Source organism: Pseudomonas sp. 210_17 TE3656 (genome assembly GCF_054821965.1).
The window spans coordinates 4,595,597-4,613,507 of the sequence record NZ_JBTRBC010000001.1 but is presented as its reverse complement, the minus strand read 5'-3'; the positions used below and the strand labels follow the sequence as shown (position 1 = coordinate 4,613,507).

Below are 17,911 nucleotides of genomic sequence, written 5' to 3'. Positions count from 1 at the left end.
CCCAGCCTCAGCAACCCAATCCAACCCAACCCAACCCAACCTCAAGCCGACTGGTTTTGCTTGAGCATCCGCGCCTTGGCCAAGAGTTCGGCCTTCTCCTGCTCACTCATGCCATCAAGACGCAAGCGCGCTTGGGCCAGACGTTCGAACTGCCCCGTTGCCGGCTCTACCGTCAGCAATGCCTGCGCCAACTGCGCAGCGCTTGCATGGTCAAAGACAATCGCTGGCGGTATCTCGCACTGCAGCAACTTGCGCACCGCCGCCACCAGCTTGATCACCAGCAGCGAATGTCCACCGGCGGCAAAGAAATCCTCCTCGACCCCCAGCGACCTGCTGCCAAGCAACTGGCTCATGCGCTCGACCAGCCAACGCTCCAGCGCGGTCTGCGCTTCTCGGGAGGCAGTGGCGGCCTGAGGCAACAGATTGCCGACCAGCGCCTGACGATCGATCTTGCCGTTGACCAGACGCGGCCATTGCTGGAGCACCAGCACCCGGCTGGGCACCAGAGCAAGCGGCAAACGGGCGCGCAGCTGCTCCAGCAATGGCAAGGCGCTGTCCGCAGCACTGGAGGTCACAAAGGCCAGTAACTCGTCCTGATGCATCAGTACCAAGGCATCAGACACCTGCTCATCCTGACGCAGGCTCGCCTCGATTTCCGCAGGCTCCACACGAATGCCGCGGACCTTGATCTGCTGGTCGATGCGCCCCAGCAAGGTGAGCCCCCCTTCAGCGCGGTAACGAGCCCGATCCCCCGTGCGGTACAGGCGCTGGCCTGGATTGAAGGGGTCGTCGATGAAGGCCTGAGCGCTCTCCTCAGGGCTATTGAGGTAGCCCGCGCAAAGCTGGTCGCCGCCGATGTACAGCTCACCGTCAATGCCGCTGGGCAACAACTGACCGTGCTCATCCAGCACATACACACGATTGTTCGCCAGGACGCGGGTCAAAGGCACCTCGCCCCCGGCCTCAGTGATGCGGTGAATCATCACGCCCACAGTGGCTTCCGTCGGACCATAGTGGTTGAACAGACGCAGGTCAGGACGCAACTGCAGCACACGTTCAAGCAATGCCGGGCTCGCAGTTTCGCCCCCCAGCACCAGGGTCTGCGGCAGGCGCGGCGCTTGCGCTTCGAGCAAGGCCGCCAGGTGTGAAGGCACTATTTTCAGGCAGTCAATGCCGTGCGCATCAATAAAGCGGGCAAAGCCATCGGCATCCTGCATCGTCGCGTCGTCGGCCACATACAGCGTCGCGCCCTGGTACAACGCACCAAACAGACTGGTGTGCCCCAAGTCAGCGGCCACACTGGAACCAAAAGCAAAATGCCGGCATTGCTCAAGCGACAGCGCCTCGCTGGCGGCCGCCACATAGTTGGCCAACTGCCGGTGTTCGATCACCACCCCTTTGGGGCTGCCGGAAGAGCCGGAGGTGAACAGTACATAGGCCGTGTCGTGCCCTTCGACCGCTACCGGCTGCAAGGTACCGGCACACGCTAGCGCCTGCTCCAGCTCAAGCAGCGGTGCCGATGCCTGTGCCAACGCCCCGACTGCTTGCACATCGCCCAGCACGCAACGGACCGCTGCCTGGTCGATGATCTGCAATTGGCGCGGGATCGGCCATTGCCGGTCGAGCGCAACATAAGCGGCGCCACAACGCCAAACGGCCAGCATGGCGATAACCCACGAGGCACTACGCGGCAAGGCCAGGGCGACCCGATCACCTCGACCGACCCCAGCCTCTTGCAAGCGGGCCGCGACACGCTCGGCGTGCTCCATTAACTGGCCATACCGCCATTGCTGCCCGCCTTCGACCACTGCCAAGGCATCGCGGTGCACCCGGGCCTGATCGGCAATCGCCTGCGGCACCAGCAGCGCCGCCCGCGCCAACGGCGCACCGCAGGCCTGCGCCAGCAGGCGTTGCTGCTCGGCGGGTGCCAGCAAGTGCATCGCCGCGAAAGTGACCTGAGGCTGTGCGAGCAGTTGTTCCAGCAACGTCCGGTATTGCACCAGCAGCGCCTGCATGGCCGCTGCCCCGGCATAGGGTTGCGGATAGTGCAGGCGCAGTTCTGCGACCTGACCGGCATCGTCAAGCAGCGCCTGCAGGGTGAGACCTCGCTGTTCACCTGCGGCCCCGAGCAATCGGGCTTGCCACTGCAGCCCATCGCCGCTGACTGCTGCCAGTTGCGATTGATAGCGGAAAGGCAACCACAGCGGCGCTGCCGGTGCCGGGCAGTACTCTTGCCAGGTGATCTGTTCGTCCAGATCATTGCCCAGGCGCGCAAGCCAATTGCCGAAGGTTTCCCCGGCGTCGATGCGCAGGTTCAACGGCAATGTGTGGCTGAACACCCCGGCACAATCGGCAAAGTACGCGTAGTCCTCACGTCCGTCATGTTGCCAGGCGACAGTCAACGCTTGCTGCCCGCTGACCCGCGCCAACAGCCAGTACCAGGCCGCCTGCAGGACACGCTGCGCAGGCTGCTGAAGACGCTCCGCCAACTCGGCGATACCGGCGATCCCCGACTGCGTGACTGTCGCAACCGGCCCCTGGACCAACGCCGGCCCGGCGCTCGCGTGCGCCTGCCGGGCCTGCTGTTGCCACCAGCCTCGGGCACTGTCGGCGTCCTCGTCCTGAGCCACTTCGGCACGCCATTGCAGGTATTGACTGAAACTGGCCTCGTCGTCGGCTCCAGGCGCCTGGCCACCGGCCTGATAGGCCGCCAGCAACTGATCATGGAGCAACGCCAGGCCCGCTTCGTCGCAAGCGCAGGCCGCTACGGCCAGGGCCAGTGTGCCGCCCTGGGGTGCCTGCCAGGCAGCCATGCGCAGCAACGCCGCCTGGCTATCAAAGGGCTGCTGCAGCCAGGCCTGCAGGCTCGACTCATCGACCGGTCCCTGCTGCCACTGCAACGGCGCAATGGCGGCAGGTGCGAAGAACTGGCGCAAGCCTCGGTAGCCGACAACTTCCTTGAGCTGCAGTGCCAGCGCCTGCTGGTTGCTCAACAGCTGTTCCAGTGCCTGCTGCAGGCGCGCCGGATCCAGCACGCCGTCGAAGCTCATGACCAGGGTATGGGCGGCGGCCGCCCACGAGGCCGGCCGCGTCTGGAGGATGGCGGCCTGCTCCGGGCTCAGCGCCATACCCGTGTCTACGGGCTGCTGTAGCAATGTGCTCATGCGTCGATTGTCTCCTTGTCCGCCGATGGATCGATCACCCGCGGACGTGTTTCGGCCAGGGCGACCCGCTCCACCATGTCACCCATGGCAACCACGATTTTGCGCGGTCCCTCATAGGGATCGCGGGCGTGGGCCACGAGCATGTTGTCCAGCAGAATGATGTCGCCCTTCCTCCAGTCAAAGCGCACCGCACAGGCTTCGTACAGTTCACCGATCAACTGCAGGTCGGATTCGGCAATCGGGCTGCCATCTCCGTAGTAAACGTTTCGCGGCAGGCGATCATTACCAAACAGGGCCAACAAATCTTCGCGCACATCGGCGTCGAGCCAGAACGGGTGATGCAACTGCACCTGGTTGAAGAACGAGCGTTCGCCGGTATGCGGATGACTGATGATGGCCGGGCACCAGGTGCGAATCTGCAGGGCGTCATCGTCCAGCCACGACCACTCGATGCCGCTTTCTCGGCAGCGCGCTTCAACTTCGCTGCGCTCCTCGGTCTTGAAGAAGTGCTGCCACGGCACATCAAGGTTGCCGGTGAAGGTGCGCACGTAAAGCAGGCCCTTCTCTTCCAGAGTCTGGCGCAGCGGCGCCGGCAATTGCCGGTACATGACCCGGCAATCGACCACCGGTGTCGCACCGCCCACAGGTGAAGGCAGCTCGCAGTAGAACATCTGCTTGCGCGGCCAGCGGTCCTGGTGCGAACTCTCGTTGTGGAACAGGATCATTTTCTGCTCCGGGTACGGCGTGGAACGGTAGGTGTTCTTGCCGCCTTCCTTCTTCGGCAAGTCGCCGTACTGCCCGTACAACCCCGGCTGGACCGCCTCGGCAAAGGCTTCGAAGCCTTCAATGCCACTGACGTCAAAACCGCGGAAGAGAATGCCGGCATGTTCGACCAACTTGCGCTCGATCTCGTCACGATGCTCGTTGACCCACTGAACCAGGTCGACGCCCGGGTCCGTCGGCTCCATCACCAAGGGAAAGCTCTGCGCTGGTAGCAGCCGATACTCGCGCACGCTGGTGTTGGCAGGACGGGCCGGGCTGGCGGCCTTTTTCAGGAACTTGCCCAACTTGTCGACCTTGTCCTTTTTGCCCGGGTTGGCCGGTGGCACTGCGCTGCTGGCTAGAGCCATGTCGATATCTCCCACTGTGGCTGCCTGATCGGCAGTAATCTGTTCGAGGATGGCAATCCAGGCCTTCACGAAGGATTCGATGGTTTCTTGTTTGAACAGCGACGCGGCGTACTGCCAGACCCCACTCAGGCACTCGCCCTGCTCGCTCATGAACAGCGCCATGTCGAACTTGCTGTGCACCTGGGTCAGCGGCAGTTCCTCGACCCGTATGCCGCTCAGACTGCTGGCCCGGCTCGGCAGGTTGTTCATCACGAACAGCACCTGTACCAGCGGGTTCATACCCGGCAAGCGTGGAGCAGCGGCGGCCTCGACGATCTGGTCGAACGGCAGGTCCTGGTGCTCGAGCGCATCCAGGGTGATCGCTTGCAGGCGGGCCATGCGCTCGCGGAAGCTGCTGCTGGCAGGGAACTGCGAGCGCAACGGCAGGACGTTGACGAAGAAGCCGATCAAACCTTCCAGCTCCGGCTGATGACGTCCGGCGATGTCGGCGCCGATGACCAGGTCATCACTGCCGCACACGCGGTGCAGGAACATGCTGAAGGCGGTCAGCAAGGCCACATAGGGCGTAACCCCGGCTTGGCGCGCCATGGCGGTGATGCGTCGACTCAAGGGCGCCGACAGTTCGAACGAGACCAGGCCACCTTCCTGACTGGCACGGACCGGCCGCGGGAAATCGCCGGGCAAGGCCAACTGACCGCTGCAGCCATCCAGCGTGGTGCGCCAGAAATCGGCCTGCTGGCCCAGCACACCGCTGTCCTGCAACTGCGCCTGCCAGGACGCATAGTCGGCATACTGGATCGGCAACGGTGCCAGCTGCGGCGCCTGGCCTTGTTGCAGCTGGGCATACAAGGTCACCAGTTCGTTGACCAGCACGCCCATCGACCAACCATCGGAGATGATGTGGTGCATGGAGAACAGCAACACGTGCTCATCAGCGGACAGGCGCAGGATACGTGCGCGCCACAGCGGTGCCTGCTCCAGATCGATTGCCAGGCAGGCATTGGCCAAGGCATCTTCGGCCACCTGGTGCTCCTGCTGCGCCCGGCTCAGCATCGACAGGTCGACCAGCGGAACATTCAGCTCGATCTGCGGATGGATCAACGCCACCGGGTCGCCGTCATCATTCTGCAGGTAGGCGGTGCGCAGCACATCGTGACGGGCAACGATCAGCGTCAGGCTGCGCATTAGATGCTCGGTCGACAGCTCACCGTGCAAGCGCAAGGCCAGCGGCATGCCATACGCGGCGCCTGCACCTGAGAGCTGCTCGACCACCCACAAACGACGCTGGGCCAAGGACAGCGGCGCCTCACCGACGAACGTCTGGCGCTGCAGCCGTGGATAGCGGCTGACCAACGGTGCCCGTTGTGCATTCACGTGGGCGGCCAGATCAGCCAGCTGCGGATGACTGAACAGATCACGCAATTGCACCTGAACAGGCAAGCAGTCACGGCAGCGCGCAACCACCTGGGTGGCCAGCAACGAATGACCGCCCAGTTCGAAGAAGTTGTCGTTGACCCCGACCTGTTCGACGCCGAGCACCTCCTGCCAGATCGCGGCGATTTGCTTCTCGATCTCGCCCACCGGCGCCACGTAGGTCTGTTGCGATTGCGCCGCGTCCGGGCGCGGCAAGGCCTTGCGGTCGAGCTTGCCGTTGGCGGTCAGCGGCAACACGCTGAGGAACTGCCAGTGTGCAGGCACCATGTAATCCGGCAGGTCGGCCTTGAGTTGCGCCTGCAACGTTTCGCGCAAGCCCGCTTCCTCTACCGTTGGCACCACGTAAGCCAGCAGACGGCCGTCTTCGGCCAGCACCACCGCTTCGCGCACTTGCTCCATCGCCTGCAGGCGGGCTTCGATTTCGCCCAGCTCGATACGGAAGCCACGGATTTTCACTTGCTGATCCAGGCGACCGATGTATTCCACCGCGCCATCGGCGCAGTAACGGGCCAGGTCGCCCGTGCGGTACAGACGACCACCCTCTGCACCGAAGGGATCGGGGATAAAGCGTGCGCCGCTGAGGTCGCCACGGTTCAGGTAGCCTCGCGCCAGACCGGCACGACCGACATACAGCTCACCCACGCAACCCGCCGGCACCGGGTTCAGCTCGGCATCCAGCACGTACCAGGACAGGTCGGGAATCGGCAGGCCGATCGGGCTGGCCGCACCGCTGTCAAGGTCCGCCCAGGACAGCGGCCGGTAAGTCACATGCACGGTGGTTTCGGTGATGCCATACATGTTGATCAAGCGTGTCGGTGCGTCACCGAAGCGTTCGAACCAGGGGCGCAGGCCCTGCACATCCAGGGCTTCACCACCGAACACCACCGCCCGCAGGCTGTGCTCGCGTGGATCGGCACAGGCCACATGCATCAACTGGCGGAACGCCGACGGTGTCTGGTTGAGCACCGTCACCTGCTCATCGATCAGCAACTGATGGAAGTCTTCCGGTGAACGGCTGACCAGATACGGCACGATCACCAACCGACCACCGTGCAGCAGCGCGCCGAAGATCTCCCAGACCGAGAAGTCGAAGGCGTAGGAATGGAACAGGGTCCAGGTGTCGCTGCTGTCGAAGGCGAACCATTGCCCGGTGGCGGCGAACAGCCGTTGCACGTTGTGGTGGCTGAGTAGCGCCCCCTTCGGCTGCCCGGTCGAGCCCGAGGTGTAGATGATATAGGCCAGGTTATCCGGACTCATGCTCACCTGCGGATCGGCATCGCTGAAGTCCTGCAGGTCCTCGTCCAGGCTCAGGCACGGACCGTCAAACACTGGCAAGTTCAGACCCGGCTGGCTCAACAGCAGGCTGATGCCGCTGTCCTGGATCATGTACTCCAGGCGCTGGGCCGGGTACATCGGGTCCAGCGGCACATAGGCGCCGCCCGCCTTGAGAATCGCCAGCAAGCCGACCACCAGTTCCAGCGAACGCTCGGCCGCCAGACCGACACGGCTCTCCGGGCCGACCCCGGCGGCGGTCAGGCGGTGAGCCAAGCGGTTGGCCCTTGCGTTGAGCTGGGCATAACTCAGCTGCTGCCCCTCGTACACCAACGCCACAGCCTGCGGCGTGCGCGCAGCCTGCGCGGCAATCTGCTCATGCAGGCAGACGTGGGTACTGTGGCTGACCACGGCCGGGTTCATGGCCGCGATCAACCCCGTGCGTTGATCACCGAGCAGATCAAGCTGGCCGATCAGGGTCCGGGCATCAGCGCGGACCATGGACAACAGCAGGTTGCCCAGATGGCTCACCAGATTGTCCAGCACACCCGGAGCAAAACAGCCGCGGTCGTAACGCATCTCGACCGACAATTGATCACTGAGCCCGACCACCAGGGTCAGTGGATAGTGACTCTGCTCACGATTGGCGACCTCGCCGAAGCGCAGACCGCTCGGCGTGCCCGCTGCCAGGGCCTGGGAAACCGGGTAGTTTTCGAACACCATCAAGGTGTCGAACAACGCCTCGCCGCCCTGCCCGGCCCAGCGCTGAATGTCGAACAGCGGCGAATGCTCATGTTCGCGCAAACTCAGGTTACGTGCCTGCAACTCACGCAGGCCTTGCTGCACCGGTGTGCTGCCAGTGTGCTCGAAACGCACCGGCAGCGTGTTGATAAACAGCCCGATCTGCTCCTCGACCCCTTGCAGCTCGGTCGGCCGCCCGGCCACCGTGGCACCGAAGACCACCTGATCGCGGCCCAGATAGCGCTGCAAGAGAATGGCCCAGGCGCCCTGGACCAGGGTGTTGACCGTGATCTTCAGTGCACGGGCACACTCGGCCAGCTGTGCGGTCTGCTCGACACTCAGGCGCAGGTGGCGTTCGTCATAGCCACTGTCGCCAGTGGCCCCGGTGCCGACAGCGGCAGCCAGCAGTGCAGGCTCGGCCAGATCAGCCAGTTCAGCTTGCCAGAAACGACGATCCTGCTCGACATCCTGAGCGGCCAGCCAGCCAATGTAGTCACGGTAGCGGCCTGGATGGCGTGGCGGCGCGTCACCGGCATAACGTTGCAGCACTTCACCGAGCAGGCGCGCGTTGCTCCAGCCATCCATCAGAATGTGATGGTTGGTGTAGATCACATGCCAGCTGTCCTCACCGTTGCGTACCAGCACCAGGCGCAACAAGGGTGCCGCCGCCAGGTCGAAGCCGGCGTTCAGTTCGTCCTGCGCAACACGGTCCAGATACTGTTCAAGAGCAGCTTCAGGGCGCCCATCGAGCAGTCGTAGCGGCACCTTTACCTGCTTGCGCACTACCTGCAATGGCTGCTCAAGGCCCTCCCAGACAAAGCCGGTGCGCAGGATGTCGTGACGGTCGAACGCCGCCTGCCAGGCCTGTTCGAAGCGCAGCGGGTCGAGACCGTGAATGTCCAGGCGCACCTGGTTGATGTAGTCACCGCCCGCCTGCTCGTACAGTGAGTGGAACAACATGCCTTGCTGCATCGGCGACAGCGGATACAGGTCCTCGATCTGCCGCGCCGGCACTGGCAGTTTGTGCAACGTCGCCTGACTCAGCTGTGCCAGCGGGAAGTCCGAAGGCGACACGCCGCCCTGGGCCGGGTCGCAGCAGTGCGCAATCAGCGCGCGCAATTCGAGCGCAAAGGCATCGGCCAGCGCCTGCACCGTAGCCTCGGCGAACATTTCGCGGCTGAAGGTCCAGCTCAGGCTCAGTTCACCGCCATAGACCTGGCCATTGACTGACAGCCAGTTGCCCAGTGGTGCGTCTTCGCCCACCTCCAGCCCGTGGGCTTCAGCGGCAGGCAGGAAGGCGCCGGTCTGGCCCTGGAACGAGGCGTCGAACTGCCCCAGGTAATTGAAGGTGATCCGCGGTTGTGGCATGCGGCTGAGCAGCGCCTGTTGCTCAGTGCTGCCCAGATGGCGCAAGACACCATAGCCCACGCCTTTGTTAGGCACGGCGCGCAGGCGTTCCTTGACCTGCAGGATCGAGCCTGGCAGATCCTCGGCAACACTCAAGCGCAGCGGGAACAGGCTGGTGAACCAGCCGACGGTGCGGGTCAGGTCGATGTCTTCGAACAGGTCCTCGCGGCCGTGGCCTTCCAGTTGCACCATCACCTCGTCACGCCCGGTCCACCTGGCAATCACGCGGGCCAGCGCCGTCAGCAGCAAGTCATTGACCTGGGTCCGGTAGGCGGCGGGAGCGTCCTGCAACAACTGGCCGGTAAGGCGCGCATCCAGACGACTGTGGACGCTGCCGGCATGACGAATCTGCAAGCCCGCGTCCGGCGCGTCGCAAGGCAGCGTGGTGTCGATATCCTGGACCTGAGACTGCCAGTAACCGAGTTCTTCTTGCAGCGCACCCTCGCGGGCATACTGCTGCAAGCGCTCAGCCCAGGCCTTCACCGAACTGGTGCGTGCTGGCAACAGCGGCTGTTGCCCCGCGCAGGCCTGTTCGTAGGCGCTGTGCAAATCCTCCAGCAAAATCCGCCACGACACCCCGTCCACCGCCAGGTGATGGATCACCAGCAACAAGCGCTGGCTGCCGTCGGCCAGGTTCATCAGCACCGCGCGCAACAGCGGCCCGGCACTCAGATCCAGGCTGCGCTGAGCCAGTTCGCCCTCGGCCTCAAGGGCCTGGGCATTGGCCACCGTCACCTGCCACAGCAGGTCACTCGGCGCCGCCGCATCGCTGTAACGGCCACACCAGCCGTCGCGCGCTTCGCTAAAACGCAGGCGCAAGGCGTCGTGATGCGACCAGAGTGCCGCCAAGGCTGTTTCCAGCGCAGGGACCTGCAAGGCTTCACGCGCTTGCAGCAACACCGACTGGTTGAAGTGATGACGGCTAGCAACCACGTCCTGGAAAAACTGCTGCTGGATCGGCAGCAACGCCAGCTCACCCTCGGCCGCGGCCTGGACGATCTGTACTGCCTCACCGGTCTGCGCCACCGAGGCCAGGCCTTGCACGGTCTGGTGCTGGAACAGGTCTTTGGGGGTGAAGCGAATTCCCGCCTGACGGGCGCGGCTGACCACCTGGATGGAGACGATGGAGTCGCCGCCCAGTTCGAAGAAGTTGTCGTTGACCCCGACCTGCTCGACGCCGAGCACTTCCTGCCAGATCGCTGCGATTTGCTTCTCGATCTCGCCCACTGGCGCCACGTAGGTCTGTTGCGATTGCGCCGCGTCCAGGCGCGGCAAGGCCTTGCGGTCAAGCTTGCCGTTGGCGGTCAGCGGCAACACGCTGAGGAATTGCCAGTGCGCGGGTACCATGTAATCCGGCAGGTCGGCCTTGAGTTGCGCCTGCAACGTTTCGCGCAAGCCCGCGTCCTCTGCCGTTGGTACCACGTAAGCCAGCAGACGGCCGTCTTCGGCCAGTACCACCGCTTCGCGCACCTGCTGCATGGCTTGCAGACGAGCCTCGATTTCGCCCAGTTCGATACGGAAGCCACGGATTTTCACTTGCTGATCCAGGCGCCCGATGTATTCGACCGCGCCATCGGCGCAGTAACGGGCCAGGTCGCCGGTGCGGTACAGGCGGCCGCCATCTGTATCGAAGGGATCAGGGATAAAGCGTGCGCCACTGAGGTCGCCACGGTTCAGGTAGCCGCGCGCCAGACCGGCACGGCCGACATACAGCTCACCCACGCAACCGGCCGGCACCGGGTTCAGCTCGGCATCCAGCACGTACCAGGACAAATCGGGAATCGGCAGACCGATGGGGCTTGCAGCACCGCTGTCGAGGTCGGCCCAGGACAACGGCCGGTAGGTCACGTGCACCGTGGTTTCGGTGATGCCATACATGTTGATCAAACGTGTCGGTGCGTCGCCGAAGCGTTCGAACCAGGGGCGCAGGCCCTGCACGTCCAAGGCCTCACCGCCGAACACCACTGCGCGCAGCGAATGCTCGCGTGGATCGGCACAAGCTACATGCATCAACTGACGGAACGCCGACGGCGTCTGGTTGAGCACCGTCACTTGCTCGTCGATCAGCAACTGATGGAAGTCTTCCGGTGAACGGCTGACCAGGTACGGCACGATCACCAACCGGCCACCGTGCAGCAGCGCGCCGAAGATTTCCCAGACCGAGAAGTCGAAGGCGTAGGAATGGAACAGGGTCCAGGTGTCGCGGCTGTCGAAGGCGAACCACTGCCCGGTGGCCGCGAACAGCCGTTGCACGTTGTGGTGGCTGAGTAGCGCCCCCTTCGGCTGCCCGGTCGAGCCCGAGGTGTAGATGATGTAGGCCAGGTTGTCCGGGCTCATGCTCACCTGCGGATCGGCGTCGCTGTAGCCCTGCAGGTCCTCGTCCAGGCTCAGGCACGGACCGTCAAATACTGGCAAGTTCAGACCCGGCTGGCTCAACAGCAGGCTGATGCCGCTGTCCTGGATCATGTATTCCAAACGCTGGGCCGGGTACATCGGGTCCAGCGGCACATAGGCGCCGCCCGCCTTGAGAATCGCCAGCAAGCCGACCACCAGTTCCAGCGAACGCTCGGCAGCCAAACCGACGCGGCTCTCCGGGCCGACCCCGGCGGCGATCAGGCGATGAGCCAGGCGGTTGGCCTTCGCGTTGAGCTGGGCATAGCTCAGGTGCTGCGCTTCAAAGACCAACGCCACAGCCTGCGGCGTGCGGGCCGCCTGAGCGGCAATCTGCTCATGCAGGCAAACCTCGCTGGCGTGGCTGACCACTGCAGGATTGAGCGCGCGCAGGCTGTCCTGGCGACGATCACCGAGCATGTCCAGCTCACCCAGCGGTGTGTCAACGCTGGCGTGAACCAGGCTGTCGAGCAACTGTTCAAGGTTAACCATCAGGGTGGCGATCTGCGTCTCGCTGAACAGGCCACGTTGATAACGCAGGTGCAGTCGCAGCGCGTCGTCGCAGGTGACGATCAGGGTCAACGGGAAGCTGCTTTGTTCATGGCTGCGCAGGCCAGAGAAGCTGACAGGGGTGCCTTCACTGGCGCTCAAGGCTTGCGATACCGGGTAGTTCTCGAACACCAGGTTGGTGTCGAACAGTGGCTGGCCGTTGAAGCCGGCCCAACGCTGCAGGTCTGCCAGCGGCGTGTGCTCATACTCACGCAAGGCCAGGTTGAGGTTCTGCAGACGTTCCAGCCAGGTGCCCAACTGCAGTTCGGCCGAGGGGCTTTCGATGATCGGCAAAGTGTTGATGAACAGCCCGATCTGCCGCTCGATACCATTGAGTTCGGTCGGACGCCCCGCCACCGTGGCGCCGAAGGCAACGGTCGATTTGCCACTGTAGCGCTGCAACAGCAACAGCCAGGCGCCCTGCAGCACCGTGTTGAGGGTAACCCGCGTTTGCCGGGCAAAATGCTGCAGGCGCTGGAACAGCGCATCACTGGCCTGGTGCACCCGATCGCCCTGGCCTTCGCCAAGGGTGTCAGGCAGCAAGGCCTCGGCCAGACGGACCGGCTCATCCAGGGTATTGAGCTGGTTCTGCCAGAAGCTGCGCGCGGCCTCGCCATCGCGCTGCTGCAACCAGGCCAGGTAATCCCGATAACGACCCGTGGTGCTCGACAGCCCGTGGCCGTGGTAGTGCTGCAGCACTTCGCCGAGCAACTGCGCATTGCTCCAGCCGTCCATCAGGATGTGGTGATGGGTGTAGATCAGGTGGTGCGTGTGCTCACCCGTGCGCACCAGTAACAGCCGCAACAAGGCATCGCGCCCCAGGTCGAAGCCGTGTTTGTGCGCCTGCGCCAGGCTGCCGAGTTCAGTTTCGCTCAGTCCTGGCGCTTCGATGAGTTCGAAGGCCACGCGGGCCTGCTTGCGCACCACTTGCAGCGGCTGCTCTAGCCCCTCCCAGACGAACCCGGTGCGCAGGATGTCATGGCGATCGACCGCCGCCTGCCAGGCCTGCTGGAACCGCTGCGGATCAAGGCCGTGGATATCCACACGGACCTGGTTGATGTAGTCGCCACCGGCCTGTTCGTACAACGAGTGGAACAGCATGCCTTGCTGCATCGGCGACAGCGGGTACAGATCGTCGATCTCCCGCGCCGGTACGGGCAGCGTGTCCAGGGTTGCCTGGGGCAAACGCGCGAGGGCGAAGTCAGAGGGCGACACACCGCCCTGGGCCGGGTCGCAGCAGTGCGCAATCAGCGCGCGCAATTCGAGCGCAAAGGCATCGGCCAACGCCTGCACCGTAGCCTCGGCAAACATTTCGCGGCTGAAGGTCCAGCTCAGGGTCAGCTCACCGCCATAGACCTGACCATTGATCGACAACCAGTTGGCCAATTGCGCCGCACTGCCGATTTCCGAACCGCGGGCCTCAGTGGCCGGACGCAACAGGGCATTGCTGTGAGCATCGAAACTGGAGTCGAACTGCCCCAGGTAGTTGAAGGTAATGCGTCCCTGCGCCATACCTTGCAAGGCCGCCTGCTGCTCGGCATTGCCCAGGTGACGCAACACGCCATAGCCCAGACCTTTGTTCGGCAGCGCGCGCAGCTGTTCCTTGACCTGCAGGATCGAGCTGCGCAGGTCGTCGCAGACGCTCAGGCGCAGCGGAAACAGGCTGGTGAACCAGCCAACGGTACGAGTCAGGTCGATGTCCTCGAACAGGTCTTCACGACCGTGGCCTTCCAGTTGCAGCAAGGTGCGCGGGTTGCCGGTCCATTGCCCGATGACCCGGGCCAGCGCGGTCAGCAGCAAGTCGTTGACCTGGGTGCGATAGGCCGCCGGGGCCTCCTTGAGCAGCTGCCGTGTTGCCTGTGCGTCAAGGCGCGTGTCGACGCTGGCGGCATGGCGTTTGTCCAGTGAGCCCTGGCTGTTGCACTGCGGCCAGTCGTTCGACACGCCATGCAGTTGTTCACGCCAATACACCAGTTCCTCGGCCAGCGCCCCTTCGCGAGCGTACTGCTGCAAACGCTCAGCCCAGGCCTTCACCGAACTGGTGCGTGCCGGCAACAGCGGCTGTTGCCCGGCGCAGGCCTGTTCGTAGGCGCTGTGCAAATCTTCCAGCAGAATCCGCCACGACACCCCGTCCACCGCCAGGTGATGGATCACCAGCAGCAAGCGCTGGCTGCCGTCGCCAAGGTTCATCAGCACCGCGCGCAACAGCGGCCCGGCACTCAGATCCAGACTGCGCTGGGCCAGTTCGCCCTCGGCCTCAAGAGCCTGGGCATCGGCCACCGTCACCTGCCACAGCAGATCACTCGGCGCCGCCGCATCGCTGTAACGGCCACACCAGCCGTCGCGCGCTTCGCTAAAACGCAGGCGCAAGGCGTCGTGATGCGACCAGAGTGCCGCCAAGGCTGTTTCCAGCGCAGGGACCTGCAAGGTTTCACGCGCTTGCAGCAACACCGACTGGTTGAAGTGATGACGGCTAGCAACCACGTCCTGGAAAAACTGCTGCTGGATCGGCAGCAACGCCAGATCACCCTCGGCCGCCGCCTGGACGATCTGAGCTGCCTCACCGGTCTGCGCCACCGAGGCCAGGCCTTGCACGGTCTGGTGCTGGAACAGGTCTTTGGGGGTGAAGCGAATTCCCGCCTGGCGGGCGCGGCTGACCACCTGGATGGAGACGATGGAATCGCCGCCCAGTTCGAAGAAGTTGTCGTTGACCCCGACCTGCTCGACGCCGAGCACCTCCTGCCAGATCGCGGCGATTTGCTCCTCGATCTCGCCCACCGGCGCCACGTAGGTCTGTTGCGATTGCGCCGCGTCCGGGCGCGGCAAGGCCTTGCGGTCGAGCTTGCCGTTGGCGGTCAGCGGCAACACGCTGAGGAATTGCCAGTGCGCGGGCACCATGTAATCCGGCAGGTCGGCTTTGAGTTGCGCCTGCAACGTTTCGCGCAAGCCCGCGTCCTCTGCCGTTGGTACCACGTAAGCCAGCAGACGGCCGTCTTCGGCCAGTACCACCGCTTCGCGTACTTGCTCCATCGCCTGCAAACGGGCTTCGATTTCGCCCAGCTCGATACGGAAGCCACGGATTTTCACTTGCTGATCCAGGCGACCGATGTATTCCACCGCGCCATCGGCGCAGTAACGGGCCAGATCACCGGTACGGTACAGACGACCACCCTCTGCACCGAAGGGATCGGGAATAAAACGTGCGCCGCTGAGGTCGCCACGGTTCAGATAACCCCGCGCCAAACCGGCACGACCGACATACAGCTCACCCACGCAACCGGCCGGCACCGGATTCAGTTCGGCATCCAGCACGTACCAGGACAGGTCGGGAATCGGTAGACCGATCGGGCTGGCCGCACCGCTGTCGAGGTCCGTCCAGGACAGTGGCCGGTAAGTCACATGCACGGTGGTTTCGGTGATGCCATACATGTTGATCAGCCGCGTCGGTGCGTCGCCGAAGCGTTCGAACCAGGGACGCAGGCCCTGCACATCCAACGCCTCTCCACCGAATACCACTGCGCGCAGCGAATGCTCGCGTGGATCGGCACAGGCCACATGCATCAACTGGCGGAACGCCGACGGTGTCTGGTTGAGCACCGTCACCTGCTCATCGATCAGCAACTGATGGAAGTCTTCCGGTGAACGGCTGACCAGATACGGCACGATCACCAACCGACCGCCATGCAGCAGCGCGCCGAAGATTTCCCAGACCGAGAAGTCGAAGGCGTAGGAATGGAACAGGGTCCAGGTGTCGCGGCTGTCGAAGGCGAACCACTGCCCGGTGGCCGCGAACAGCCGTTGCACGTTGTGGTGGCTGAGCAAGGCGCCCTTCGGCTGCCCGGTCGAGCCCGAGGTGTAGATGATATAGGCCAGGTTGTCCGGGCTCATGTTCACCTTCGGATCGGCGTCACTGAAGCCCTGCAGGTCCTCGTCCAGGCTCAGGCACGGACCGTCAAACACTGGCAAGTTCAGACCCGGTTGGCTCAACAGCAAGCTGATGCCGCTGTCCTGGATCATGTACTCCAGACGCTGGGCCGGGTACATCGGGTCCAGCGGCACGTAGGCGCCGCCCGCCTTGAGGATCGCCAGCAAACCGACCACCAGCTCCAGCGAACGCTCGGCCGCCAGACCGACCCGGCTCTCCGGGCCAACCCCGGCGGCGATCAGCCGGTGAGCCAGACGGTTGGCCCGCGCGTTGAGCTGGGCATAGCTCAGGTGCTGCCCTTCAAAGACCAAGGCCACAGCCTGCGGCGTGCGCGCAGCCTGTTCGGCAATCTGCTCATGCAGGCAAACCTGGCTGGCGTGGCTGGCCACTGTCGGGTTCAAGTCCTGGACGATGACTTGCTGCTGCGCCGCGGACACCATCGGCAGCTCACCGATGCTGCGCTGAGGCTGATCGACGATCGCCCACAGCATCGTTTGCCAGTGCTGCATCATGCGCTCGATGGTGGCCGCTTCGAATACATCGGTGGCAAAGATAAAGCTGCCAGTGAGTGACTGCTCGGCCTCGACGATATCCAGGCTGAGGTCGAACTGCGCGGAGCGGTTCTGCCATTGCACGCCCTCGATGCCCAGCCCGGAGAAACGACGACCACTGGCGCCACCCGCCTGGTCATGCTGGTAGTTGAACATGACCTGGAACAACGGGTTGTGGCGAGTGCTGCGTTCGGGCTGCAAGGCTTCGACCAACAGGTCGAACGGTAGATCCTGATAGCGCTGAGCCTCAATGGCGGTCTGGCCCATCTGCGCCAGTACATCGGTGAAACGCGCACGGCTATCGAAGCGTCCGCGCAGGATCTGGGTATTAACGAAAAAACCAACCAGCCCCTGCGTCTCCACACGGTTGCGATTGGCAAAGGGCACACCGACGCAGATCTCCTGCTGCCCGCTGTAACGGTGCAGCAGGGTCTGGAACGCGGCCATCATCAACACGAACAGGCTCACCCCCTGACGTTGCGCCAATTGCCTGAGCGCGTTCAGCAGTTCAAGAGGCAGCTGCACCTGGCGGCTATCGCCCCGGCCGTCGCGACTTAGCGGACGCGCACGGTCCAACGGCAACTCCAGCACCGGCTGATCGCCCTGCAACTGTTCGCACCAGTACGCCAGTTGCCGTTGTTGCTCGCCGGCTTCCATCCAGCTGCGCTGCCACAGTGCGTAATCGGCGTACTGAACAGGCAGCGCCGGCAACGTCGCGGACTGTCCCTGGCTACGGGCTTCGTAGCAGGCGCTCAACTCGCGGACCATCACCGGCATCGAGGCACCATCGGCAACGATGTGATGCACGGTCAGCACCAACAGGTGATCGTCAGCGCCGAGCGTGCGCAGGTGAACGCGCAACAGCGGGCCCGAGGCCAGGTCGAACAGACGCCGGGTTTGCCCTTCAATGAACGCCGCCAGTGCCTGCGGTTGATCCAGCGCATCGTCGAACCCGCCCTCACTGCGTTCGATCGCCACTTCGGCCTGCGCCTCGATCACCTGCAACGCATGCCCTTGCTGCTCGACAAAGCGAGTGCGCAAGGCCGCATGACGCGCCACCAGGTCGTTGAAGGCCGCCTGCAGGGCGTCGAAGTTCAACGGCCCGCGCAGGCGCAACGCCACCGGAATGTGATAGGCCGGGCTTGCCGGCTCGTACTTCCAGAGAAACCACTGACGCTGTTGTGCGTAAGACAGCGGCAAGCTCTGCACACCCTCGCTGACCGGCGCAATGGGCAACTGCGCCAGGCTCATGCCTTTGGCACCGAGCTTTTCCAGGAAGGCCTTGCGCTGCGCCAACGGCAAACGGACGAAGCGTTGGACCAGGGCCAGTTGTTCTTCATTACGCAT

Annotated in this window: 2 protein-coding genes; both read right to left on the bottom strand. The window is 63.9% G+C overall.

What is annotated here, in order from left to right:
• Positions 1–41 precede the first annotated feature (41 nt).
• A complete protein-coding gene (locus ACVI9W_RS21480) occupies positions 42–3,164 on the bottom strand; it encodes a non-ribosomal peptide synthetase (protein WP_461531118.1) in 3,123 nt (1,040 codons plus the stop codon).
• Positions 3,161–17,911, bottom strand: coding sequence for a non-ribosomal peptide synthase/polyketide synthase (locus ACVI9W_RS21475; RefSeq protein WP_461531117.1), 14,751 nt, complete (start codon positions 17,909–17,911; stop codon positions 3,161–3,163). Before ACVI9W_RS21475 ends, ACVI9W_RS21480 begins: the two co-directional genes overlap by 4 nt.